Here is a 23,223-nt window from a genome sequence, read left to right as displayed (position 1 = left end):
GTATTAAGCATCCCTTCTAAAGCGGAAATGGTTGTTATCAATCTGAGACGAAAAATCATCTAAAATATGGGAGAAAAGGCTGGTGTCAGCCAGCATTTCTTTCGGGAAATAGAAGCGTTGATCCCCTTGAATGGTGCCGGATAGGGCTTCAACTAGTGGGGAGAGCTCAGACAATTCAATCAGGCTCTTATCCTTTTGTAAGAGTTCAATCTGGGTCTTAGGCTGCTCGGCTTCTGGATGGTAGATGTCGTAGGGCAGATCAAAATTCCGATGGACTGCCGTATAGTATTCTGGGTCGAAACCAATTTGGGCGACCAAATATCTCAGGCTATCAAGTTCTTGCTCGTCTTGGTGGTCAAAGGTGATGGATTTGAAAACCTTGCGGTTGACAAATCGACTTGCCAGATCTGCCAAGATTTGATCAGATGAGCTAGTCCAGGCCTGGAAGTAAGTATTCATTACCCCATCGTCGATAGCCAAATAGTCAAAAAGGTCAAAGTCGTGACGGAAGAAGGGCAAAAGCAGAGGGGAAGTCTGCTGGAAAAAGCCTGGTTCAACTGGATAGAGCACCTTGGCGCGTTTGAGCAGATTTTGTAAGAGGACTTCCATAGCGCGTGTCGCTGGGTGAAAATAGACCTGCATGTACATTTGGTAACGGCTGACGATGTAATCTTCAATCGCGTGCATGCCTTGACTGTCAAAGACAATCCCATCCTCAGTTGGCCGGATGACCCGAAGGATACGCGTTAGGTCAAATTCACCGTACTTGACCCCAGAAAAGTAGGAATCTCGCAATAAATAGTCCATCCGATCCACATCAATTTGACTGGAAATCAGCTGTTCGATTTTTTTATTCGGGTGGTTGTGGCTGATAATAGAAGCTACCTGGTAAGGGAAGTCTGGCGCAATTTTTTGTAGGATTTGGCAAATCTCTGTCTCAGGGTCTGTGATAACTAACTGTGACATAAGCTCATGATCCGTGTCAAAAAGACGTTCAAAACTATGGGAATAGGCCCCATGGCCGACATCATGCAAAAGCGCCGCTACCTTAGTCAGCAGGGTTTCTTCCTTGGACCAAAGCTCGGGATATTTCTTTTCAAATTTGGCCGTGATCTGACGGGCAATCTCATAAGCGCCTAAGCTGTGAGAGAATCGGCTGTGCTCGCCCCCATGAAAGGTGAAGCCAGACGTTCCTAATTGTTTGATTCGGCGTAGGCGCTGAAATTCCTTGCTGTTGATCAAGGCATAGATAACCGGATGGTCCACATTGATATAGTTATGGACAGGATCTCGAAAAACTTTTTCAATCATGGCTTCATTATAGCAAAATTCCCCTTATTCTGCCATTAAAAGGTGACAGGAGACCAATCAGGTCAAGTATTTACAAGTCTTTTCACGGATAGAGTGGATTGACTCAGTTGGTTTTTTAAGCAGGAGGATTGAGCTGAAATCTTAGGGGACTGCTCCCCAAAGGAACCAATGACTGGAATCTAGTCATTGCCCTAGATTTCCGGCTTACTTTGATCATCGAATAATGAAATGTTAACCTATTGCTACTTTTTGAGTGTTTTTAGTGTTGGGGTATCCTTTCAAACGGTCTACCTTCAGACTGCTTTTGGGAGAGTACAGACACCAGTAGATCCTTTAAATCTTGAGTTATCCTTGCTTGGTCATTTCTAGATGGAGAGCCTCTAGTGTCCATTTGTTGATCGTGTAGAATTTCACAATTCTATCGCGACCTGAGCTGGAATAACTGTGTTTTGTTACTGCTAGGTGTGGAGCTTCAACTGTGCATTGGGCAATTGAACTGCTACGCTGTCAGAAGCATGATTAGCTCGTCATGGCTAGCTGTGCTCATCTGTCAAGCGGAAGCCCTAAAAATGACAATCCTGTGACGCTGGGCATGAAGGGAGGAATGATTTGGTTTAGGCTATTCTCCTTGATTTTTGATATAATAGACGCTAAGAAAGCAGAAAAGGAAGGGGCCTATGAAACTGATTTACACAGATATTCATCAGGATTTAACCGCTATCTTGACGAAGGAAGCCCTAAGCCTGTCGGCAGACGGTCGCAGAGTTTTTTACATTGCCCCCAACTCATTGTCCTTTGAAAAGGAGCGGCAGGTGTTGACTTATCTGCCCGAGGGGGCAAGTTTTGATATCTTGGTAACACGGTTTAGCCAGATGGTGCGATACGTTACCCTCAATGGGCTTAAGCAACAAAAAACGCTAGATGACACAGGGTTAGTCATGCTTTTTTATCGAGCCCTGGCCAATTTACCAGAAAATAGTCTCAAGGTCTATGGCCAGTTAAGCCAATCCATTGATTTTTTGCAACAATTGGTTGAACTCCACAAAGAACTGCAGTCAGCAGGAATGAGTGCCGCTGATTTGACAGAGTTGGATGCTCCCGAAAAAGCAGAAGATTTGCAGACGATTTTTCAAGCCTTTTATCAACTGTTCAATCAACAAGACTATCAAGAAGAGAGTAAAGTAAGCTTCCTGATTCGCCAAATCCAGTCAGGAGAGTTGGGAGATGATTTGAAAAGGATAGCCTTGGTTATTGATGGGTTTACCCGATTTTCAATAGAAGAGGAAAATCTAGTTAAGGCTCTGGAAGCAGCTGGCGTTCCCGTGGTCATTGGGACTTATGCCAGCCAAAAAGCCTATAAGGCTTCCCAAAGTTCAGGTGGGCTTTACCAGGCTGGGGTTGATTTTTTAAGAGATCTGGCTCAGATATTTGCTGTTAAGCCAGATTATGTAATTTCTGAAGAGGTTTCTACAAATCCTAGACTGATGGAGCTTTCCCAACAGTTTCAATCCTGCTATGATTTTACCTTGCTGGAAAATTCCTTATCGAATGAGGCAAAAGAGACTGTGAGTCTCTGGGAAGTAATCAGTTTGAAGGAAGAAGTGGTTCATGTGGCCAAGCAGATTCGTGCTGCCCTTGAGAAAGGTTATCGCTACAAGGACATTCTGGTTCTTCTGGGGGATGTAGACAGCTATCGTTTGCATATTGGGAAGTTATTTGATCAATATGAGATTCCTTATTACTTCGGTCGGGCAGAAGCTATGAGCCAGCATCCCTTGGTTAATGTGATTGATAGCCTTTGGCGCTTGAAACGTTACCATTACCAGGCGGAAGATTTGGTCAATCTACTCAAGACAGGACTTTATGGCCAAGCGCGTCAGGATGAGATTGATCGCTTGGAACACTATATTCACTACGCTCAGCTAAAAGGAGCTAGTCAATTTGGAAAGCCGTTTAGGATTAACCCTAAAGGCAAGTATGACCTAGAGCGATTGAATGAGCTCAAAGAAAGCTTGATTGATCCTGTGCTGACCTTGCTGCAGGCAAGGCCACAAACTGGTCAAGCGTTTCTTGAACAGCTGAACCTTTTCCTAGAAACGGGACGAGTGTCCAACAATCTAGCAGAAATGGCTCAGGAAGCTGGTTCGCAAGCATTGGAAGAAGCTGAGCAGGTCTGGCAGGTCTTTAGCAATAGTTTGGTGCAGTTCTACGAGATTTTTGGGGACCAGATTCTTAAGGTGGAAGAAGCGCTCAGCTTGATTCGAGCGGGTCTTTTAGGAGCACACTTTCGAGCAGTGCCTGCTACAGTGGATGTGGTGACGGTCAAATCTTATGATTTGATTACACCAGCAGCTAATCGTCTGGTCTTTGCCATCGGGCTGACGCAGAGGCATTTTCCTAAGCTATCTAAGAACTCGAGCCTACTCTCAGACGAAGAGCGCTTGAGGATTAATGAAAAAGTAGGTCGGCGTCTATTAGACATCAGTAGTCAAGAACAGGGCAAACGAAACCATTTTACTGCCCTTTCTTTACTACATTCTGCGACGGATCACTTGGTTTTGTCTTACCCGCAACTGTTCAATGAAACAGATGAGGTTATCTCGCCCTACCTCAGCCAATTGGAGGCTTTAGGCCTGCCTAAAATCATTAAGGGGCGGGCCAGCTTTGATATGGATCTGGCAGATATCGGAAATTACAAGGGGTTATTATCGCAAGTCATTGAGCTCAATCGTCAAGACTTGCCAGAGGTCGTGACGGAGGCTCAGGAGACCTTTTGGGCAGTTGCTGTTCGTTATTTACGCCAAAAATTGGCTAAGGAGGGACTGAGTCTTCCACAGATCAGTCCGAGCCTTGAAACGCAGCCCCTAAAAAAAGAGACACTAGACTATCTCTATCCGAAGAATCAGCCACTGCGCTTATCGGCATCCAGTTTGACAGATTACTACAATTCTCAGTACAAGTATTTTTTGAAGCATGTTCTTGGTCTTCAAGAAATAGAAACGATTCTACCGGATGCTCGGATACATGGGACGTTTTTGCATCAAGTATTTGAAGAAATCTTAAGAGATCAATCACCTGTTGATTTTGATACCAAGGTTAGTAGGGCTTTGGAAAAGACAGGACGTGAGGAAGTCTTTCGCCAAGTCTATGAGGTATCTGCTGAAACTGCCTTTACTCACGAAATGTTAGAGGATATTGCCCGATCAACTGCTAGAGTCTTGAGAGATGATCACTTGGTCGATACCATCGCAGAGGAAGCCGGTTTTGAAGCAAGACTAGCAGGGTCCGGGGAGCAGCCTATTAGCCTTGTCGGTAAGATTGACCGGATTGATCGTCTAAAGGCTTCTGAAACAATCGGTGTGATCGACTACAAGTCTAGTGCCCAGACCTTTCAGTTGGGACGATTTTTCAATGGCCTCAGCCCACAGTTGATGACCTACCTCCTAGCTATGACCAAACAAGACAAGGCAGTTTCGCTGGATCAAATTTTTGGAGCGGTATACCTGCATATGACAGATCCAGTGGTGGATCTTCAGAACGTAAAGACCTTGGAAGAACTGCCTAAATTAAGGCGAGATCTTCTGCAGTTCAAGGGGCTTTTTGTCGAAGAAGCAAGCCAGGGACTAACCAGCCAATACGGCAAGACCTCGGCTAATACCTATAGCCAAAACGAGTTGGACTTGCTTCTCCGATTTACAGATTGGCTTTATAGCAGAGCAGCCAAAGGGATAGCAACGGGGCATTTTGCCATCAATCCCTACAGCGAAGATGGGCGTTCAGTGGCTGGGGACCAATACAATAGCATCACCCACTTTGAGGCCGACCTTCATCTGGGTCAAGCGCGGAAATTGGCCAAACTCGGCCGTAAAAAAGAAGATTGGCTGGACAAGATATCCCAGATTTTAGAATAAGAATCTCACAGACCTGCTAATTTTTCACAGATAACTTAGTTTTCGGCCGACACAGCTCGTCTTGGTGAAGAATCCTTCTTGAGTGTTTGAATACGGAGCGATTGGCTAACTCGAAGGATGAAGACAAGTTCTGAGCTAATCTCGTAGCTTGATTAACTAAGATAAGAAAAGGAGAGACCATGCTTTTTGAGCCCTTTTTAACAGACCAACAAATTTCAGACTTACAAGTCCAAGAAGCTCAGTCTGACAAGCTCCAAAAACGGACTCCGGAGCAAATAGAAGCGATATACACCCATGGGACCAATGTCTTGGTTTCGGCTTCAGCTGGTTCAGGAAAAACGTTTGTGATGGTTGAGCGGATTTTGGACAAGATCAAGCGCGGTGTGACTATCAAGGAACTTTTCATTTCAACCTTTACGGTTAAGGCGGCAGGAGAACTTAAAGACCGTTTAGAGAAAAAACTCAGTGCAGAGATCGCAAGGACATCTGATCAGACCTTGCGTCAACACCTGATGGCCCAACTGGCTGACCTTCATCTGGCAGATATCGGTACCATGGATGCCTTTACGCAGAAACTGGTGATCCAATATGGTTATCTTTTGGGGCTGGCACCACGCTTTCGGATTTTAACGGATAAGAGCGAGCAGGATATCCTCAAGAAAGAAGTGTTTAGTCAGCTCTTTGAGCAGTATTTCCAAGGTCCAACCGCTCAATCGTTCAAGGTCCTGGTTAAAAATTTTTCACGAAATAGCAAATCGACCCAGCCTTTTTTTCAAATGGTGGATAAGGTTTACCAGTTTATGCAATCTACCAGCCGCCCAGAAGAATGGTTGAAAGATCTGTTTCTTAAGGGATATGAGACCTTTCAGACTGAGGCGGACCTGCCCCAGTATTTCAAAGAACGTATCTTGTTATCGCTTCAACGAACGGCTCAACAATTGGAAGATGTTACCTTGTTGGATGACTACAAGCGGCTGACTGCTAAGGGAGAGCCGACTGCGGCCTTCAAGAAACATCAAGCTATCATTGATAACCTCAATCAATGGAGTCAGGAGTTAGCCGTTTTCTCTAGCCTTTCTGAATTGGCTCAGGCAGTGACGCTCTTGATCCCCGCAGGAGATGATGTGACTGTCAAAGGAGTCAAGTATCCTATTTTCAAGCAACTCCACAGGGAATTGATTAACCTGCGCCATTTGACAACGATTCTGACCTATCAGGAACAGGCTTTACCCATGCTTCAGTGTTTTCAGGCTTTCTTGCTGGACTTTAGAACAGCTTATCTGGCTCGTAAAAAACAAGAAGCAGCTTTTGAATTTGCAGATATTAGCCACTTTGCCATCGAGATTTTAAGCCAACAGAAAGCTATTCGGGAACTGTACCAGCAAACCTACCATGAGGTGATGGTGGATGAATACCAGGATAATAACCACACTCAAGAAGCTATGCTGCATCTCCTATCTAAAGGGGATAACCGCTTTATGGTAGGAGATATCAAGCAGTCTATTTACCGTTTTCGCCAGGCTGATCCGCAAATCTTTAACCAAACCTTTAAAACGTATCTGGAAAATCCTCAAGCCGGAAAACTGATCCTACTCAAAGAAAATTTCCGCAGTCAATCAGAAGTCCTGAATGCTACTAATGATTTATTTAGCCGTCTGATGGATGAAGCTGTTGGAGACATTGATTATGATGAGAGTCACCGTTTAGTTGCCGGAAGTCCGCAACAGAAAATTACTCAGCCTAATCATGTCACAGAACTTCTCATCTATGATACGGACAGTCCGGTAACAGACAGTCAAGAGGAAAGCAATCTTGCTAAGGATGATTCGCTAGCTAACCTTGGCAATCAGGAGATCCAGCTGGTCATCAAAGAAATCATCCGCCTTCATAATCAAGAAGGTGTAGACTTCTCAGAGATTACTCTCCTAGTACCTTCGCGGACGCGCAATAATGGTATTCTAACGGCCTTCGCCCAACATGGGATTCCCTTAATAGCGGATGGTGGGGAGCAACATTACCTTAAATCTCTGGAAGTCCAGTTGATGCTGGACACCCTCAGGACAATTAACAATCCCTTGAACGATTATGCCCTGGTGGCCCTCCTGCGCTCTCCTATGTTTCGGTTTGATGAGGACCAACTGGCACGGCTTGCTTTGCAAGCTGACAAAAATCAACTGGAGTTTACCCTATACGATAAGCTCCAGTTGGCTTTAGCAGGAACAGGTCAGGCGCCCGAGCTGATTAATTCAGATCTTAAGCAACAACTTCACCTGTTTGATCAGATGTTTCAGACTTGGAGAAAGGCTTCGAAACGCCTGAGCCTTCACGATCTTATCTGGCAGATTTACAACGATAAATTTTATTATGATTATGTCGGAGCTCTCCCTAATGGTGAGCAGCGCCAGGCCAATCTTTATGCCCTAGCCCTGCGAGCAGATCAGTTCGAACGGACAGGCTTTAAAGGTCTGCCGCGTTTTATTAGCATGATTGACAAGATTTTGGCCAGTGACAATGATTTAGCAGATGTACCAGTCAGCAAGCCTAAAAACGCTGTCCAGCTCATGACCATCCATAAAAGTAAGGGATTAGAGTTTCCTTATGTATTTTTGCTCAATTTGGATAAAAGCTTTTTCAGCAACAAACGAGAAGCCAGCTCGCCTTTAAACATCAGCCGGGACAAAGGAGTCGGTATCAAGTTGGTGGCTAACCTGGTCTTAGACACGGAAGCGACTGCCCCTGAGAGAGCCAGCACCCCGCTTAGGGTCTCCATGGACACCCTGCCTTACCAAATCAACCGTAGAGAGGAGCGCCTCAGCACCCTGTCTGAGAGTATGCGTCTGCTCTATGTTGCCATGACTAGGGCGGAGAAAAAACTTTACTTAGTCGGAAAAGGGAGCCAGAAAACCTTAACAGAGGCCTTCAATACAGAGACAGAGCATGGCTATCTGCCATTGGCTCTTAGAGAGCAGATGGAGAGTTTTCAGGATTGGTTTTTAGCGCTTTTAACGGCCTTTGGAGAAAAGGGAAACCTAGCTTACAAGCTCACCTATTATGCGTCCCAAGACTTGACGCCAGAGGCAATCGGTCAGCTTGCGCCAGCGCAGGCTATCAACCCAGATAAGCTTGCCAATAACCGCCAATCCACAGATATCTCAGCCATGCTCCGCCAATTAGAAAACGTTGACCAGCTCAACCGTACCTACGCAGCAGCTATCAAGTTGCCAACTGTGCGAACGCCTAGCCAGATTAAAACCTTCTACCAACCTGTTTTAGAGAGCGAAGGGATAGACATCATGGACAAGGAGCCCCGTCAACCGGACTGGCGTCTGCCTGATTTTAGTGGGCAGGCACCAGTGACTAGCAGTGAGGTCGGCTCGGCCTTGCATGAATTCATGCAGAGGATTCCTTTGGATGGCCCGATCAACCAAGACGTGTTAGGGAACGTTTTGGGCCAGGTGCAGGCGAGAGAGGCAGTCAAGCAAAGACTGGATCTGATTAAGATTGAGGCTTTTTTTAAGACAGATTTGGGTTGCATGATTCTGGAGCATCAGGACAAGGTTAAACGGGAAGCGCCCTTTGCGATGCTGGTGACGGATCCTACCAGTCAGGAGGATTTCGTGGTTCGGGGGATTGTGGATGGCTATATTGTCTTGGAAGACCGCCTGGTTCTCTTTGACTATAAGACCGACAAGTACCAAGATTCCCAAGTGATCCATGACCGTTATAAGCCTCAGATGAACCTTTATGCTCAAGCCCTATCGCGTGCCTACGCCATTGATCAGGTCGATAAGTATTTGATCCTACTGGGCGGGACAGAGATTCAGGTCATAGCCGTATCTGATTGAAAACGACTTGTTAGGAGGAGATGATAAGATGCAACTGCACCTCAACCATATTGGCAAGAGTTTCCAAGGGACAGAAGTCCTAAAAGATTGCCACCATAGCTTTTCTTCGGGTCAGATCATTGGTCTGTTAGGGCGAAATGGAGCCGGGAAAACCACCCTTTTTAATCTGATTAACCATGAGCTAGAAGCTGATCAGGGGGAAATTCTCCTGGAACGCGATGGAGAGACCAGGCCCATCCAGGTGGGCGATGTTGGTATGGTTTTTGCGGAAAATTACCTGCCAGATTTTTTAACAGGTTATGAATTCATCCAGTTTTTCTTGGACCTTCATGGGGATAGCAGTAGCCTGACACCTGATGAATACCTGGACATGGTTTCCATCTCAGAGGAAGACCGCCATCGCATCATCAAGGGCTATTCGAGCGGGATGCAGAGCAAGCTCTCCCTGCTAACGGTCTTTATCATGCAACCGCCAGTTATCTTGCTGGACGAGCCCTTGACCTCGGTCGATGTGGTGATTGGGATTGAGCTGAAAAAGTTGCTCAAGACCCTGAAAGAAGGGCGGGTTATTCTTCTATCGACCCATATTCTCCAACTGGCCATGGATCTTTGTGACCAGGTGGTGCTCTTGAGGGATGGGGTGCTTAGTTCCTTAGATGTTAGTACCCAAGATCCTGATTTTGAGGCGAGACTGCTGGCTGAGTTCAAAGGAGATCACTATGCTGAAGGATAAGGTTCTCCATTTTTACCTTAGGCTGGGATTTGCCCAGTCCTATAACCAGCTGATTTATCTCCTCCAAAAACTTCCCCTTATTGGGAAGTATTTGTCCAACCGTCTATACAGTAGCAAGGCGCTAAGGATAATCTTGCTGATTTTAGGGCTTTTGAATGCAGCTGCCAAACTGATTTTCGGCCCAGCCCTTTACTTGGGAATCCTCTATTTCTTAGGCATCGGTCTAGGGAAAATGGGCCAAGAATTTTCCTTCATAGAGAATCCTCTGTCTAATAGCGATAGCTTTCTTCTCCTGTTGCTAGTCTTTAGTTTAGGGATTGGCAGCTTGATTAAGGCTGACTTGCTGGAGCTTGGCAATCGGGACAACACCTTGGCCATCAAGGTCTTTCACCTGCCAGCCAGAGACTACCTCCTGACCAAGGCGGTGCTGGATTGGTTGCGCTTTTTGCTGATTTTCGGAGGCTGGTTGATGGTGGCTTTTGGCCTCGCTGGTCGAGCAGCTGGGCAAGCCTGGTCTTTTGTTGTTTTGATCTTGGGGGTCCGTCTGACCTTAGCCTATCTTTATCTCCACCTTTATCGGCCAGAGCAGGAAAAACCATCCCAGTACCTGGCCTGGACCATGGGCTTTGGGACTGTTATCTCCGTTTTTATCGGCTTTCTGATCTACTGGCTGGGTTGGAGAGGACTATTAGCAGGAGTGACCAGCTACTGGGCCATGGGGCTCGGTCTGGCCTTAATGACTATTTTTGGCTTGCTCCTCTTACGAACGACAGGCTTGCAGTCTTTGGCTAATCGCCTCTTGACCCTAAGCTCTCTCAAAAATATCTTGGAAACACGACCTGAAACGGTCGGCGTGGAGGTCAAGGAAAAGGACTATCAGATCGATCAGGTAGTAGCTGCTACAAGCACAGACCGTAAGGATTACGGAATGGTCTATCTTAACCGTATCTTTTACGAGCGTTTTGCAGGGCATTTTAAGAAGAAAATGCGCCTGCGCCAAGGCATTATCCTACTTGTTGTGCTTGGGCTGAATCTGCTCACTTATTTCGGTAGCAAGCAGGGTTCGGAGCCCTTCCCAGTTAGCAGTGACTTTTTTAGCCATATCCTTCCAGCCAGTCTATCAATCGGCTATCTGCTCTATTCTAGTGAGCATTATACCAAGTTCTGTTTTTACCACTTGGATCGGCTCTTGCTCAAATACAGCTTTTATCGTCAAGCAGAATATGTCCTGGCTTCCTTGAAAATTCGCTTTTTAGCTTTGATCAAGCTACACAGCCCCCTGTTTGTGATTTTTGTGCTGGGACTCTTTGGCATCTACTGGCAGATCGGACAGGTTTCCCTGTTAGGCATACTGGGACTTTTCCTGCTAGAACTATTGATCATGCTTTTCTTTAGTTTCCACCACTTGGTGATGTATTACCTCCTGCAGCCCTTCACCGTCTCAATGGAAACGAAAAGCTTACCTTATCAGCTGATCAATACGTTTTTCTACCTCTTTTCCTTTCAGGTTTTTAGATTCAGCCAAAATATTTCCCTAGTCACCTTTGTGGGAGTTGTGGTCTTCATGCTCGCCTATGTCTTGATCAGTTTTTGGCTGGTCATGCGCTACGCTCCAAAACGCTTTAAACTGCGCTAACAGAGGGTAGGGAACGTTAAAAAATCACATAGTTTTAAACTATACCCTACCATAGAAATTTGGAATTTTACGGCTGGATTAAAAGGTGTTACAATGCTACTAAACTAACAAATTGCTCAGCAGAAGTGATGAGAGTGACGGAGATATGAGGGCTTGACAGAAGGGGTGACTCTAAAAAACCATCCCAAAATTCTGCCAACCAAACCTCGGTTCCTCAATCGCTACTGCTTGTGAAGTAAAAGAGGTATCTTATGGTAGTGAAAAAATTTGAACATGTCGGTTCCTTCTTACGCCCTGAAGAAGTGCTTACTGCGCGTGCCCAATTTGAGGCAGGAGAGATTTCAGCCGCTGATTTGCAGGCCATTGAAGATAAGGCAATTATCGAATTGGTGGACAAGCAAGTTGAGGCAGGCCTTGAGCGGGTGACTGATGGAGAATTCCGTCGTAGCGACTGGCATTTGGACTTTTTCTGGGGCTTTGACGGGATTGCTCACGAGCACTTTGGAGAGGGATTACGTTTTGATGGAGAAGAAACCCGTGATGACACGGCTGTTTTAACGGGAAGGATTGCCTTCAACAAGGAGACACATCCCTTTATTCGCCATTATCGCTTCTTGAAAACATTGGCAGATGAGCGAGGCGTGGAAGCAAAACTCTCTATCCCAGCGCCATCACAACTTTTGGTGGAATTGGTCCGTGGGAAAAATGCACAGACAACCTTTAGTCTCTATAGTAACCCGCAAGACCTTTTTGAGGACATCATTGTGGCTTATCAGGAAGCTATCCAAGCCTTCTACGATTTAGGGCTTCGAACCCTCCAGTTGGATGATTGCACCTGGACAGCCTTGGTGGATGATGAGTTCTGGGCGACTGTCGCAGCAGCAGGCGTTGATAAGGAGACCGTGATTCAAAATCACCTCTACATTAATAACGGAGCTATTGCTAAGAAACCAGCAGACCTCACTGTCAACACCCATGTTTGCCGTGGCAACTACCATTCAACCTATGCGACTAAGGGGCCTTACGACAAGGTAGCAGATGCTCTTTTCAATCAAGAAAATGCCCAAACCTACTTCTTAGAATACGATGATGAGCGCTCAGGTGGCTTTGAACCTCTGGCAAAATTACCCGCAGACAAGGCGGTAGTCTTAGGCTTGATCACAACGAAGACAGGAGACTTGGAAGACAAGGCAACCCTGCTCAAACGTATTGAGGAAGCCCGCCAATATGCAGACCTAGACCAACTCTGGATCTCAACCCAGTGCGGCTTTGCCTCAACCCAAGAAGGCAATATCCTGACCGAAGAAGACCAGTGGAAGAAATTGGCCCTAGTCAAGGAAGTGATCGACGAAGTTTGGAGATAGGTGCTAAATGGGATAGAATCAATTCCTCAAAGCTAAGGCTGAGAGGAATTTTTTCGTATGAGGGTCTTGGTGAGAATGGCAGAATTTTAAAGGAGGATCGTTTGTAGACTTTCAACTAGAACGTTTGGTGGTCAAGTTAGAGGCTAAAAGGACGATGGCTTCTCAAAGTGCCAGAGGGCAGATTGTGTTTGAGCTGTAGAAGCGATAGCTCAGACCTGCAAATAGTATCTTTCTCTATTTTCCATCTTTTTCTGAAAAAAGCTAAAAAAATCACAAAACCATTGCAATCACCTGTGATTTTATATACAATAATAAGGGACGATATTGTACGAGGAGAAAAAGATGACAAAGCAATTAAAACGACCAGAGGTGCTGTCACCAGCGGGGACCTTAGAAAAATTGAAAGTAGCAGTTGATTATGGTGCTGATGCTGTTTTTATCGGTGGTCAGGCCTATGGTCTTCGTAGCCGAGCAGGGAACTTTACCCCTGAGGAGATGCAAGAAGGGATTGCTTATGCCCATGAGCGAGGAGCTAAGGTCTATGTGGCAGCTAACATGATTACCCATGAAGGCAACGAAGTCGGTGCTGGGGAGTGGTTCCGTGATTTGCGTGATATGGGGATTGATGCTGTGATTGTGTCTGACCCTGCCTTAATTATGATTGCGGCTACTGAGGCACCAGGTTTGGAAATTCATTTATCAACCCAGGCGTCAGCTACCAATTACGAAACCTTTGAATTTTGGAAGGAGCTAGGGTTGACTCGGGTGGTATTGGCCCGTGAGGTCTCTATGGCAGAAGTGGCAGAGATTCGCAAGCGGACAGACGTGGAAATTGAAGCCTTTGTTCACGGCGCTATGTGCATTTCCTACTCTGGGCGCTGTGTTCTGTCCAATCACATGAGCCATAGGGATGCCAATCGTGGAGGATGTTCTCAGTCTTGCCGCTGGAAGTATGATCTTTATGAAATGCCATTTGGACAAGAACGCAAGAGCCTTAAAGGTGAAATTCCAGAGGAATACTCCATGTCTTCTGTGGATATGTGTATGATCGAGTACATTCCTGATTTGATTGAGAATGGTGTCGATAGCCTTAAAATCGAAGGACGGATGAAGTCCATCCATTATGTCTCTACTGTGACCAACTGTTACAAGGCTGCTGTAGATGCTTATTTGGAAAGCCCTGCTAAGTTTGAAGCAATCAAGCAAGACTTGATTGATGAACTGTGGAAGGTTGCCCAGCGTGAATTGGCAACAGGTTTCTATTACCATACGCCAACAGAGAATGAACAGCTCTTTGGAGCGCGTCGTAAAATCCCTGAATACAAATTTGTGGCAGAAGTGGTGGCCTTTGATGAAGCCAGTATGACAGCTACGATTCGTCAGCGCAATGTCCTCCACGAAGGAGATCAAGTCGAGTTTTATGGCCCAGGCTTTAGGCATTTTGAAACAGTGATTGAAAACCTTCACACTGCTGATGGGGAAAAGATTGACCGTGCACCAAATCCGATGGAGCTGCTAACCATTACTGTGCCTCAGCCGGTTGCTCCGGGAGATATGGTCCGTGCGTGTAAGTCTGGACTCATTAACCTTTATAAAGAGGATGGAACCAGTGAGACTAAGAGAGCTTAAGAAGTAGCAGATTGCTCAGCGCTAAGAAGACTGTAGATATCACTGGAACTTAGAGACATCTGTGTTTGGCTTGTCTTTTTGGAACCTATAAAAAACGTACACTGGCCAACTATCAGTGTGCGTTTTTCAGACTGTAAGGGTAGTCGTTAAACAATGAAAAGGGTTGCCTTTTCACCTGTTAATCGTAAGCTGGTTTGTTGCTCCGTCTAGTATCTCGGGTTTATTTATGATAAAATAAAAAGACTTTCTTGACAATGGAGTGCTTATGTTGAATATTTTTAGTTTAGAAGACGACCTTTTTCAGCAAGGCCGACTGGAACGAGCTGTGGCGGCCTGTGTTCAGTCTGGGCAAATCTGGTACCGACATTTTGAAACCTTTGGTAAACCAGACCAGTTGTTAGCAGCCATCAAGGAAACGGGTAACCACAACCTTTTTTTCCTGGATATTGAGATTCGGGGTGAGGAGAAGAAAGGAATGGAAATTGCTCGTGAGATTCGAGCCAAGGACCCCAATGCAGTCATCGTTTTTGTAACCACTCACTCGGAGTTTATGCCCTTGACCTACCGCTATCGGGTGGCTGCCCTAGACTTTATTGATAAGGGGCTGACAGAGCCTGATTTTAATCAAGCAGTAGCAGAGGTATTGACGCATGTTTATAACAATAGCGACAATACTGTGGCTAGCGACGCCTTTGTCTATAAGAACGAGCACTCCCATATCCAAGTGCCTTTTTCGGATATCCTCTACTTTGAGACGTCGCCGACCGTCCACAAAGTCATCTTGACCACCAAGAAGGGGCATATGGAATTCTACGGCAAGGTATCTGAGATTGCTAAGTCAGACCCAAGGCTTTACCAGAGCCACCGAGCTTTTGTGGTCAATCCTGAAAATATAACAGAGGTTGATCGAGTTAACATGATGGTGCACTTTGAGACGGGGGATAGTTGTTTGGTGTCCCGTTTGAAGGTTAAAGGCTTGATTGAGAGGTTGGTACAGAATGGTTGAGTTTCCCTTTTTTGCTCTGATTATCTTTTGCTTGGACTGGTTAGTTAAGGTTTATGTTTTTCATAAAATCAGCAATCTAGCAGTCAGTCGCGAGGCTATTGGTTTACTCTTGCTGGGTGTGTCAACCATCTACCTACTTAGTCCTCGGATAAGTCTGCTCTTAGAGCCCCTCTATCTCCTAGTCTGGATTTTCCTGATTTTAAAGCCCTCCTGGAAACCAAGTCAGATCTTCTATTATGGCCTCCTGCCCTTTGTCTTGGTCGAGCTCTGCCTGCGGCTCATGGGTGCCTATCAGGCCAAGTACCTTCTCTTAGTTGAAACCCCGATCTATCTGGAGGGGTTCTGGTTTACAGCCCTAGCCTACAGCTTGCTCTTCATGATGTACCAAGTATTCATGGCTGTCATGGCGGTGGATTTCAAAGTGGTTAACCAGATGTTCTATCATCGTCAGTTTGCCCGTTTGATTCGGATTTTGATTGGAGGCTTGTTGACCTATTCGGTCATTCTCCACCCCCTCTTGGTCCTATCTGGTCAGAAGCAGGAGGCGGTTCTCACTTACCAATCAGATGGTTTTGAGGCCTCTGTTGATGTGATTTTAAGTTACTTTATCCTATTTGTGGCTGGACTTGTTTATCTTAACTACAAGTCCAAGGATCTTTTGGCACAAGAACTGCAGGCTACTAAAGATAGTCAGCTAGCGGCACTCACTTCTTACAGCCAGCATGTCGAGTCTCTTTATGGGGAATTGCGGAGCTTCCGACACGATTATTCCAACGTTCTAGTTAGCTTAAGCTTAGCTATTGCCGATAGGGATATAGACCAGGTGGAGCGGATTTATCAGGCTGTCATGGCCGATTCTGACAAACCCTTTTACCATGGGAAGTACGATATTGCCAAGCTCTCCAATCTTCAAAATGATGCCATGAAGGCTATCCTTTCTGCTAAACTTATGGCTGCTCAGGCTCAAGGTGTTGATCTGGCAGTGGAAGTGGAAGAGCCGATTAACGCGCCAGCCATGGACCTTTTAGAAGTTGTCCAGATTCTGTCCATTTTTCTGGACAACGCCATTGAGGCGACGCTAGATGCAGCTCAGCCCAGCTTACTTTTTGCCTATTTTCAAGAGGGCAATCAAAAAATCCTGGTTATCGAAAACACGACCAAAGAAGAACGGATGGATACCAAGGGGATTTTCAAGGTCGGCCAGTCCAGCAAAGGTGATGGCAGAGGAATTGGCCTGGCCAATGTCCGTACCATTCTGGCCAAGTATCCCCAAATCAATCTTCAAACAACCAGCTATAAGCACCGCTTTAGCCAGGTCTTGACCTTCAGTGACTAGGGCAGGGCTTGTCTGTTGAGGCAAACCTACCATTCATGATTAGAGAGCTACCATTCATGACATTGTTCTCTGTCAGGGGTGGTTTTTTTGTATACTAAAACCATAAGAAAGCACGACAAGGAGTTCTGATATGACACTTTTCTCAGCCATCTTTCAGTCTGTCTTTAAGAGACGAGACGTGAGCATTCTCTTAGCCTTTAGTTTCCTGCCCCTTTTGGTGCCAACCCTGGCTGGTCTGGGAGAGACGGTCCAGGTTGATCAAGAGGCAACCAGTAGCCTACTCGGCTTTTTGATCTCGGTCATTGAGGTCCAGTACCAGTTTATCCTACCCGGTATCATGCTAGGCTTGATTACGGCTTCCGTTTTACGAGATGAGATTGATTCTCGCATCCTCTTCCTTTACAAGGACATTAAGCGGTCCAAGATTTTCAATGCCAAATTGCTCAGTCTCTTTGCGGTTTATGGTCTCTTTTTCCTAGCAACTCTCTTGGTGACGGTAGTAACTTATTTTATCTACAGGGTGCCACAGACAGGATTTCGCCTCTTACCACAGGAAGGGGCTGCAACCAGCCTTCACTACCTCCTTGTTCTGATTGGACTCAACCTGACTCTCATCACCGTGCTGGCTACTTGCTCAATCAAGAAGAAAACCATGGTAGCGGTCATGCTGGGCATCTTCTTCAACCTCTTTAGCAATACTGCCCCTATGTGGGTGGGCATCCGCTACCTCTTTCCTAACTCTTATGCGACAACCCTAGCGCAACAATTTCCTTTAGGCTCTGCTATTGGCCTTAGCCTTATCCTAACAGCTATCTACCTGGGTCTGGCTTATGGGTCAGCCCGCCGCAACTTTGACATGATTGAATTTTAAGAACAGAAAGAGAGATTAGCCATGCTAAAAATCCAAAACCTATCCAAGAAATTTGCTGGAAACGACTTTTACTCCCTCAAGGACGTGAGCCTTGAGATTAAGCAAGGTGAGATTGTTGGCCTGATCGGAAAGAACGGGGCAGGTAAGTCCACCCTCATGAAACTCATGGCCAAGTCCCTCAAGCCGACCGAGGGTTCTATTAGCTACAAGGGTGTGGATATCAACACTACCGACAATCTCTTGACGGACTTTGGTATCATGATTGACCCTGTTTTCTACCCAGAAATGTCGGTCATGGACAACCTGAAATTTTACCTCAAGCTCCATGGTAAGACAGAATACCTGGGCAATATCGAAAAAACCCTCAAACTCCTGGAGCTTTGGGAGGCTAGGAACCGCAAACCTAAGGGGTTCTCCTTCGGTATGAAGCAGCGGACAGCCCTGGCCATCGCCATGGTGGCTGAACCCAAGTTCCTGATTTTGGACGAGCCTTTTGTGGGGCTTGATCCTATCGGCGTGCAAAAGCTCATTGACATCCTCAAAGAGTGGTCTCAGGAACGTCACATTTCCATGCTGATTTCTAGCCACCAGCTGGGCGAGCTGGAAGCCCTTTGCCAGCGTTACGTCTACATCGATAAGGGGCAACTGGCCGATGCCTTTGAAGGGCAAGGGGCTCCTAGTGTCTTGATTGAGGTCAATAGCCGAGCTGACCGAACAGCCTTGTCTGCTTACTTGTCTGACACTATCCGCTTAAAGGGTCATGTCCTTGAGATTTCAACCAAGGCGACTGCGACAGAGCTAAATGCTGTCCTGGCCCACTTGTCCAGTCAGAACCTGATTGACCGCTTGACCGTCAAGGAAAACCAACTCAAAGAACTCTTTAGCCGAGGAGAATAAGATGCTAACTATTCTAAAACCTGTATTTGAAAGTATTTGGAAGCGACGAGAGACCAAGATTTTTATCGGTCTGGCTATCCTGACGCCGACCTTTATCCTGATTTCGACCTTTTTGCCCGAGGAAGCTAATTTTTATCAACCCTCTGTAGCAGAAGGCTATGAACTCTTCTCGTTCACAGGTATGGAAGCCATGATGCATGGCATTGCCAATTCGCTTGTCCTCCCTATTCTAGCCCTCTTTTACCTGACCTACACCGTTTTTCGGGGAGAAGTAGACAACCATACCCTCTTTCTCTACAAGGATATCAAACGCAGTGACATGTTCTGGGCCAAGGCGGTTAGTCTGATTGGAATCATCTTTCTCTATTCTGGAGCGATTTTCTTGACGAGTTTGGTCTGTTATTATGCCCGTATCGGTCACATGGACTACGCTAGTTTGAATTTCTGGGCTCAGGATCCTGCTATCAATGCTACTTTCTTCCAAACTTTCTTTGGAGAAAGTTTCAGCATGGTGGTCTGTGTCTTCTTGGCAACCTATCTGTCCTTGAAAAAAGGCTTGGGTGTGACTATGGCGACTTCTTTTGTCTATCTGATCGTCTTGATGGTCATCAACAATTTCGGACTGGGATTCTTGTCTCCTCTGGGGAATCGGGATGCCCTCTATGAAGGGGTTAATTTCGGACTCATCTTTGGGCTATCGGCTTTAGCGACCGTGGTTTACAGCTTAATGCTGGCTTATATAACCCTTAAACATTTTAAGAAAATGGAGTATTGAAAAATAAAAAGAGATGATTTAAAAAGACAACACCTTCTGATATTTAGAGGGTGTTGTCTCTGCTTCGAGCAATAGGAAGAATCGATACTTTCTGGATTTCCTTCATATGGATAATCATGGTAATGGAACCTTTGAAATGTTCAACGACCAGCTGTTCCTTGCTACGGTCAAACTTGAGGATATGGCCAGTAAAATCGCTATCTTGGTAGATGATATGGACAGCGGATCGTTTAGCTAGCGCTTTTTCAACTGTGGTGATTACCTGGGGACTAATGATTGGCTTGTCTTGAACAGGTTTGTCTTTGCCACTGACAAAGATCTTTAATTCATCCAAAAGACTGATGAAAAACTTTTTCATGGGAAAAACTCCAAAATCTTGATACAATTATTATATAACATTTTGATAAAATGACAAGTTCTGACGAATAGAAGATTAGGAGGTCAATATGGCAGAATTTACATTTGAAATTGTCGAAAAATTACTGGTATTATCCGAAAATGACAAAGGTTGGACCAAGGAGCTCAATCGGGTTAGTTTTAATGGAGCTGAGCCAAAGTATGATATTAGAGCTTGGAGCCCAGATCATACAAAGATGGGCAAAGGGGTCACCTTATCGAACGAGGAATTTCAGGTCTTATTAGAGGCCTTTCGTCAATAAAAAAAACTGACTGGAATGTTTTCCAGTCAGTTTTCACCTCTTAGTCTACTATTTAAGCTTTAAAGTAATCGACCGTAGACAAGGCCTTAGCTAGAAGAGGAGCCATTACGGTAATAAGGACAATTTTAATTGTGTCTGCTAGCAGGAAGGGCAGAACCACTGCTGTAAAACTATCTGCTAAGCTAACTTTGAGATGGAAGGCATAGACTAAGGCACCTAAGATAAAGACAAAGGTGTCGCCCACGATGTTGGCTATAAAAATGCGCCAGAGCGGACTGTTGGCAGAAGTCAGTGTGCTGGTGACGGCAGCGTAAATCACAAAGCCCCAAAGAAAGCCAGATGCAGGACCAAGGAGTGCTTGGAAGCCACTGCCTCCACCTGCAAAAACAGGTAATCCGATAGCACCAAGCAGCAAATAAATCAAGACGGATAGGCTAGCTTCCTTGGTTTTTAAGAGTGTGGCTATCAGACCAACGGCAAAGGTCTGTAAGGTCAAAGGAATAGGCCCTAGATTGATACTGAGCTGGGAAAGGACAGCGATAATGGCAGCACTCATGGCAACCAAAACAAGACTTTGCAGGGAAGTTGATTTTGTCATTTGTTAACCTCTTTTCTAATTATAGGTAACAGTATAGGAGATATTTCTCTTCCTGTCAACCCCTATTGGCAATAAAATACCTGATGAGGTTCTTTGTTATAGGCTTAGGGTATAGTCAAATTTTATATCTCTTCATAGAAAAGGAGTATTTCACAGCTTGACTAAACTTTGTTACAATAAAATCATAAAATGAAAATGATTGTCGAGGATTAATAAAGATGTGTCAAACACCCCCTTTTAGAGCAGATCATGTAGGCTCTTTTCTACGCCCTCAAGAACTGATTGAAGCTCGTGAAGCCTTTGCATCAGGGAAAATCAGTCAAGAGGATTTGACCCAGGTTGAAGATCAGGCGATTTTAGACCTAGTAAAAAAACAACAGGAACTAGGGATAGAAAATATTACAGATGGCGAGTTCCGTCGGTCATATTGGCATTTGGACTTTTTCTGGGGGCTCAATGGTGTTGAGCATGTCCAGGCTGCTGAAGGGTATCATTTCCATGATGAGACTACTAAGGCGGACTCTGCTCTCCTGTCTGGAAAGATTTCTGGAGAGGGCCATCCTTTTGTAGCACACTATAAGTTCTTGCGAGATGCTGTTTCTGATAGGGGTGGAGTTGCGCGTTTGACTATTCCAGCTCCGTCACAGTTCTATTTTGAACTGATTCGTGATCAGGAGCATGCGGAGAATCTCGCTCAGTTCTATCCGGACTTTGATCAGGTGGTAGAAGCAATCAAGTCAGCCTACTTAACCGTTTTGGAGGATTTGTACCAGGAAGGATTGAGGGCTATTCAAGTAGACGACTGCACTTGGGGCGTCTTGGTGGATGACAATTTCCTAACAGCTTGGGGTCGGGGAGAGAAAAGCAAGGAAGAGGTACGTTCTGAGTTGGCCCAGCAGTTCTTGACTCTGAACAACGCCTTTTACGATGCTGTTCCCGAAGATGTGACAGTGACTAGTCACGTTTGTCGAGGCAACTTCCATTCGACCTGGGCTTCCTCAGGTGGTTATGGGCCAATTGCTAAGGAATTGCTCGGTGATGAGAACGTTGATGCCTACTACTTGGAATACGATACGGACCGTGCAGGTGATTTTGAGCCCTTGAAGGCCTTGACACCAGGTAAAAAAGTTGTTCTCGGTCTGATTACCTCGAAATTCGGTCAGTTAGAGGACAAGGAAGCTGTGATTGCTCGGATTAAGGAAGCTGCTCAGTACGTTCCGCTAGAAAATCTCTGCCTCAGCCCACAGTGTGGCTTTGCTTCAACAGAAGAAGGCAACATCTTGACGGAGGAGGAGCAGTGGGCAAAACTGAAACTGGTCCAAGAAATTGCTCAAGAGGTTTGGGGGTAAACTCCCTAGTACACCATTCAGATTCAAGACAGGCGCAAAGAAGTAGTGCCTGTCTTTTTTTGAGCCTGACCAACTAGGTGGTTCTCAAAAAATAAAGCAGATTTCAGCAAGAAGTCTAGTAATCAGAACTTGTGCTATAAGGTGGGTTGATTAGTTGAAAATGGTTTAAAAATTTAGGAAAATAACATAGAAAACATTGCTTGTAAAGGGGTTTTCTGCTAAAATAAAATGAAAATGTACTTAAAAGGAGATAAGAAAATGAACAAACAAGATTGGCTAGATTATTTTGAAGCAATCAATGGCCGTACACCGAGTCAGGAGGAAGTGCAGCAAGCGTTGATTAATGGTGAGTTTTTGGATGAGGTAGAAGCTCCAGTGGTTTCTGAACCAGTAAAGGATATCCCAGAACCGGTTATCAGCGAACCTACCCAAGTTCAACCACAACCAGCAACACAAACCATGCCAAAGCCACCAGTAGCGCCTCAACCTGTTTACCAACAGCCAGTAGCGCCTCAACAACAGGCTGCATATGTGGGGCAACAACAAGTTCCAACTGGTCACCCCCAACAAACGCCTCCAGTGGCCTTCTCTCAAAATCAGCAAGGGCAGCAAGATGTCTATAATGTACAAGTGGCTGTTCCGAGTGCCTACTCTAACTTTTTAAAACAATTTTGGGCTTGGTTGGTATCTGCTTGGAAGGCTCCCACATCTGTGTTTCCAACCCACAAATATAATGGCTATTTTGCCTTGTTCTTGCTGACATTCTTTGCAAGTATGACAACCTATATAGCTAGTAGCAAGGCATACTCAGGTGTCACCTCATTAATGGGAGAGTTGAGCAGTTTAACAGGAGGTTACGGAGGTTACTATGGACAGGGCTTGGATCTCGGTTTCTTCTTTAAAACCTTCCTTGCTTTTGCGTTTATCTTCTTTTCTATTATTTTTGCAGGATTTGTTGCACGCCGTTTCGTTTACCAAGAGAAAACTTTGACCCTAGCGAGCAGTTTTGAACGTTATGGCCGTCTCTTTTCTGTCAGCATCCTTCTTTTTGCGACTAGCTCCCTTTTGGTGATGCTCAATATCTTTAGTTTAGCTAGCTTGGTTCTTGCGATCAATTTCTTCTTCTTGTCTGGTGCGAGCGCCTTTGCCTTGGCTAATTTCGATAATAAGAACACTCTTGATAAGTTCTATCAGTATTTATTGGCAATGCTGGTTAACGCTGTGATCATCATTATCTTTGTTTTCATTGGTCTCTCTGTTGCTGGTGAATCAATCATGAACGGCCTATTGTAAGCAACTTCTA

The 23,223-nt window shown here is 45.4% G+C and carries 17 protein-coding genes; 14 read left to right on the top strand and 3 right to left on the bottom strand.

The genetic code is table 11. The features are described from left to right. Positions 1–3: 3 nt before the first annotated feature. A complete protein-coding gene (locus HF992_RS00415) occupies positions 4–1,311 on the bottom strand; it encodes an HD domain-containing protein (RefSeq protein WP_168548095.1) in 1,308 nt (435 codons plus the stop codon). A 677-nt stretch (positions 1,312–1,988) separates the two neighbouring features. On the opposite strand from HF992_RS00415, the gene rexB reads away from it, so the two are divergent. The 11 genes from rexB to HF992_RS00360 all read left to right on the top strand — a co-directional run bounded on the left by rexB (position 1,989) and on the right by HF992_RS00360 (position 19,314). Continuing rightward, positions 1,989–5,222, top strand: coding sequence for an ATP-dependent nuclease subunit B (rexB, locus tag HF992_RS00410; RefSeq protein ID WP_168548094.1), 3,234 nt, complete (start codon positions 1,989–1,991; stop codon positions 5,220–5,222). A 179-nt stretch (positions 5,223–5,401) separates the two neighbouring features. Further along, positions 5,402–9,067 carry a helicase-exonuclease AddAB subunit AddA gene (gene addA / locus HF992_RS00405; RefSeq protein ID WP_168548093.1) on the top strand — a complete coding sequence of 1,222 codons (3,666 nt, stop codon included), beginning with the start codon at positions 5,402–5,404 and terminating at the stop codon, positions 9,065–9,067. 28 nt (positions 9,068–9,095) lie between these two features. Beyond that, the gene (locus tag HF992_RS00400; protein ID WP_168548092.1) at positions 9,096–9,800 is read left to right on the top strand and encodes an ATP-binding cassette domain-containing protein; all 705 of its coding nucleotides are present in this window, start codon (positions 9,096–9,098) and stop codon (positions 9,798–9,800) included. Further along, a complete protein-coding gene (locus HF992_RS00395; protein WP_168548091.1) occupies positions 9,787–11,436 on the top strand; it encodes a hypothetical protein in 1,650 nt (549 codons plus the stop codon). The genes HF992_RS00400 and HF992_RS00395 overlap by 14 nt, the downstream gene beginning before the upstream one ends. 251 nt (positions 11,437–11,687) lie before the next feature. Then, positions 11,688–12,800 (top strand): 5-methyltetrahydropteroyltriglutamate--homocysteine S-methyltransferase, encoded by a 1,113-nt coding sequence (locus HF992_RS00390; RefSeq protein WP_168548090.1) that lies wholly within the window; start codon positions 11,688–11,690, stop codon positions 12,798–12,800. A gap of 342 nt (positions 12,801–13,142) precedes the next feature. Further along, entirely contained in the window at positions 13,143–14,429 is a 1,287-nt protein-coding gene (locus tag HF992_RS00385) for a peptidase U32 family protein (RefSeq protein WP_168548089.1), read from the top strand. 265 nt (positions 14,430–14,694) lie between these two features. Further along, positions 14,695–15,435, top strand: coding sequence for a response regulator transcription factor (locus HF992_RS00380; RefSeq protein WP_168548088.1), 741 nt, complete (start codon positions 14,695–14,697; stop codon positions 15,433–15,435). Then, entirely contained in the window at positions 15,428–16,771 is a 1,344-nt protein-coding gene (locus HF992_RS00375) for a sensor histidine kinase (RefSeq protein WP_168548087.1), read from the top strand. The genes HF992_RS00380 and HF992_RS00375 overlap by 8 nt, the downstream gene beginning before the upstream one ends. A gap of 130 nt (positions 16,772–16,901) precedes the next feature. Further along, positions 16,902–17,642, top strand: a complete 741-nt coding sequence (locus HF992_RS00370) for an ABC transporter permease (RefSeq protein ID WP_168548086.1) — start codon at positions 16,902–16,904, stop codon at positions 17,640–17,642. A 21-nt stretch (positions 17,643–17,663) separates the two neighbouring features. Beyond that, the gene (locus HF992_RS00365) at positions 17,664–18,539 is read left to right on the top strand and encodes an ABC transporter ATP-binding protein (RefSeq protein WP_168548085.1); all 876 of its coding nucleotides are present in this window, start codon (positions 17,664–17,666) and stop codon (positions 18,537–18,539) included. Between the two features lies 1 nt (position 18,540). Further along, a complete protein-coding gene (locus HF992_RS00360) occupies positions 18,541–19,314 on the top strand; it encodes a hypothetical protein (protein WP_168548084.1) in 774 nt (257 codons plus the stop codon). A 43-nt stretch (positions 19,315–19,357) separates the two neighbouring features. Here the strand turns inward: HF992_RS00360 and HF992_RS00355 are convergent, their stop codons facing one another. Next, the gene (locus tag HF992_RS00355; RefSeq protein ID WP_168548083.1) at positions 19,358–19,672 is read right to left on the bottom strand and encodes a hypothetical protein; all 315 of its coding nucleotides are present in this window, start codon (positions 19,670–19,672) and stop codon (positions 19,358–19,360) included. A gap of 88 nt (positions 19,673–19,760) precedes the next feature. Between HF992_RS00355 and HF992_RS00350 the strand changes: the two genes are divergently transcribed. Next, positions 19,761–19,973: a YdbC family protein gene (locus tag HF992_RS00350; RefSeq protein ID WP_168548082.1), complete on the top strand. Its 213-nt coding sequence runs from the start codon at positions 19,761–19,763 to the stop codon at positions 19,971–19,973. Between the two features lie 52 nt (positions 19,974–20,025). Here HF992_RS00350 and HF992_RS00345 read toward each other — a convergent pair whose 3' ends face one another. Next, positions 20,026–20,571 carry a biotin transporter BioY gene (locus tag HF992_RS00345; protein WP_168548081.1) on the bottom strand — a complete coding sequence of 182 codons (546 nt, stop codon included), beginning with the start codon at positions 20,569–20,571 and terminating at the stop codon, positions 20,026–20,028. Positions 20,572–20,789: 218 nt separating this feature from the next. On the opposite strand from HF992_RS00345, the gene HF992_RS00340 reads away from it, so the two are divergent. Further along, the gene (locus HF992_RS00340; protein ID WP_168548080.1) at positions 20,790–21,920 is read left to right on the top strand and encodes a 5-methyltetrahydropteroyltriglutamate--homocysteine S-methyltransferase; all 1,131 of its coding nucleotides are present in this window, start codon (positions 20,790–20,792) and stop codon (positions 21,918–21,920) included. Positions 21,921–22,178: 258 nt separating this feature from the next. Further along, positions 22,179–23,213 carry a DUF6574 domain-containing protein gene (locus HF992_RS00335; protein WP_168548079.1) on the top strand — a complete coding sequence of 345 codons (1,035 nt, stop codon included), beginning with the start codon at positions 22,179–22,181 and terminating at the stop codon, positions 23,211–23,213. Positions 23,214–23,223: the final 10 nt, after the last annotated feature.

Source organism: Streptococcus ovuberis (assembly GCF_012396585.1).
Lineage (GTDB): Bacteria > Bacillota > Bacilli > Lactobacillales > Streptococcaceae > Streptococcus > Streptococcus ovuberis.
This window is presented reverse-complemented; position numbering and strand designations above follow the sequence as displayed.